At 69.3% G+C, this 901-nt stretch carries 1 protein-coding gene; it reads right to left on the bottom strand.

From position 1 onward, the window contains the following. Positions 1 to 901: PrsW family intramembrane metalloprotease (locus IE317_RS44125; RefSeq protein ID WP_308443430.1), on the bottom strand; the 901-nt coding region annotated here is incomplete at both ends.

Raw genomic sequence — 901 nt, forward strand, 5'->3', positions numbered from 1 at the left:
CCGGCCGGGTGGGGACGCGGTAGCCGCGCACCGGGGACGGCACGGCGCGTGAGACGCGGACCAGGACGATCAGCCACACGATGCCCGCCAGGGCGATGAGTGCCTGGCCGAGCCAGGTGAACACGGTGAACAGTTCCACTTGGGTGGCGGTGGGCTGGGGGAGGTACCCCTGCTCGAGCAGGCGCTGTTGCCAGGGCTGGTCGGTGAACACCAAGGTGACGAGTACGGCGATGCTGTTGATCGAGTCCCACAGGGCGTGCAGCAGCGACACCCCGACGAAGGCCGTCAGCAGGCGGCCGGTCAGCAGGAAGTGCTCGCGCGTGCTGCGCGAAAACAATACGCTGCCGAGGATCGCGGTCCACAGGCCGTGGCCGAACGGGGCGAGCAGTCCGCGCAGCAGCTCGGTGCTGACCAGGTCCGTGAGCGACAGTCCGTGCTCGGTGATGGCGGCCGTCAGCGCGTAGCCGGCGGACTCGAAGGCGGCGAACCCGAAGCCGACGCCGGCCCCCAGCACCAGGCCGTCCCGTGGGGACTTCTCGGCCAGGTGGCGGGTCAGGAGCGCCAGGGCCCCGAGCTTGACCGCCTCCTCGATCAGGCCGACTCCGACGAACAGAAACGGCGAAGGGTGCAGCAAGTAGGACTCCAGCACGGAAGCAGCCAGCACCCCGAGCACGCCACCGACGGCGAACGTGCGGAACACCAGCTCCGCGGTGACCTCACCGGAGTGGCGATGACTGAAGGCCCACGAGACGAACGTGGCCGGCACGAGAAAGCTGCCCAGCAGCACCAGGGTCGGGATCAGATTCGCATTTTGCGTTGCGTAGGTGATCACGACCGCGGCCACCCACAGCGCCGCGCCGAGAAAGAACATCCGCAGCCACGGCCGCGACCGCCGCGTGCC

Source organism: Amycolatopsis bullii (genome assembly GCF_014654205.1).
Classification (GTDB): domain Bacteria; phylum Actinomycetota; class Actinomycetes; order Mycobacteriales; family Pseudonocardiaceae; genus Amycolatopsis; species Amycolatopsis plumensis.